Here is a 1,425-nt window from a genome sequence, read left to right as displayed (position 1 = left end):
CGATGATACCTACGAGAACGTGAAAAAGGTGATTTTTGAACATAGTGGGCATAACCCGATGTTTGAAGAACCACATTATTTTGATCAAACATTAGCCAAATGGATTAATGAAGATCGCTAGGATTTTAAACGGTCGATTCCTATTTAATAAGGAGTCGACTTTTTTGATGTTAACAAAGATCATAACTGAGCTTAGGAAAGGCGTATAACATGGAGTTTACGAAACTTGTAATTGAGGCACTTTATGCGGCAAAAGAAGGAGAATTTCAATTAGCAGAAGGAAAGTTAGAAGAGTCAAAGCAATTTTTTAGAGAAGGACATAGAGCGCATTCTTCATTAGTAAAAAGAGAAGCAAATGGAGAGCAACTTGATTTCTCACTGATATTAATGCATGCAGAAGACCAACTCATGAGTGTAGAAACCATTTCACTGCTTGTTACAGAAATGATCGAGCTATATAAGCGTTCAAAATAGAGATTGTTCAAGCCAAATAGAAGTGGCATCGCTACAAGAAATTACATCTTCGGGAGAGGACACGATGTTATGGGTAAAATAACTGAGTTTTTAGAAGAAAAGGTAATGCCAATTGCAGGCAAAATTGCTGGTCAACGGCATTTACAAGTACTTCGCGATGCAATGGTTCTAACAATCCCATTTATTATTATCGGTTCCGTGTTTCTAATCTTAGCAAATCTGCCAATTCCAGCTTATATAAACTTCTTAAAAGCTCATCCAGATATCAAAGCAACCTTACTTTATCCCTACAATGGTACATTTAATCTGGTCGCATTAATTGCTACCTTTGCTGTCGGATATAGGCTAGCTGAGAGTTATAAAGTGGACCCACTTGCTTCAGGGGCTGTAGCATTATGTTCGTATTTTGTTGTCACGCCTAATACAACTTTTACGGTAGATAAAGTGGTCACAACAGCAATGAATGTTAATTACTTTTCGAGTCAAGGCTTATTTACCGTAGGGTCGTTCAAAAGAATATTGTTATCAAAATGCCAGATGGAGTTCCGCCCACTGTTGCAAAATCCTTTACAGCAATTATTCCAGGTTTTATTGTCATCGTGAGTGTATGGGTTATACGTTTACTTGTTGAAAACTTTACTCATTTTGAAAACGTTCACACTATCGTCGCAAAACTTCTACAACAACCTTTAACCAATGTTGGTACAAGCCTAGTTGGTACAATCTTTGTATTCTTATTAATCAATTTGTTATGGGCGAATGGGTTACATGGTTCTACAATTGTAGGTTCTGTCATGTTACCTATCTGGTTACAGTTGACATCAGAGAACGCAGCTGCCTACGCAGCAGGATTACCCGTCGATAATATTGTTACGGCAGAATTTAGATATCTTATCTTTATCGGTGGATCCGGTGCAACACTTGGTCTTGTGCTCGCAATGTTTTTCTTTT

1 protein-coding gene and 2 pseudogenes are annotated in these 1,425 nt (G+C 37.5%); all 3 read left to right on the top strand.

Annotated features, from left to right (window positions below; all coding sequences use genetic code 11):
* Positions 1 to 121: pseudogene (locus GRP75_RS30140) on the top strand (alpha/beta fold hydrolase); the annotation flags it as partial.
* A gap of 89 nt (positions 122 to 210) precedes the next feature.
* Positions 211 to 474: a PTS sugar transporter subunit IIA gene (locus tag GRP75_RS26865; RefSeq protein ID WP_160790878.1), complete on the top strand. Its 264-nt coding sequence runs from the start codon at positions 211 to 213 to the stop codon at positions 472 to 474.
* Between the two features lie 69 nt (positions 475 to 543).
* Positions 544 to 1,425: pseudogene (locus GRP75_RS30135) on the top strand (PTS sugar transporter subunit IIC); the annotation flags it as partial.

This window comes from Paenibacillus sp. OT2-17 (assembly GCF_009827695.1).
In the GTDB taxonomy this organism is placed as follows: Bacteria; Bacillota; Bacilli; order Paenibacillales; family Paenibacillaceae; genus Paenibacillus; species Paenibacillus polymyxa_B.
The sequence above is the reverse complement of the archived record's forward strand: the minus strand, read 5'-3'. Positions and strand labels throughout refer to the sequence as shown.

What these genes read in the sequence shown, in the direction of transcription:
- GRP75_RS26865 (WP_160790878.1), top strand. Translation starts at nt 211, where the DNA reads ATGGAGTTTACGAAACTTGTAATTGAGGCACTTTATGCGGCAAAAGAA.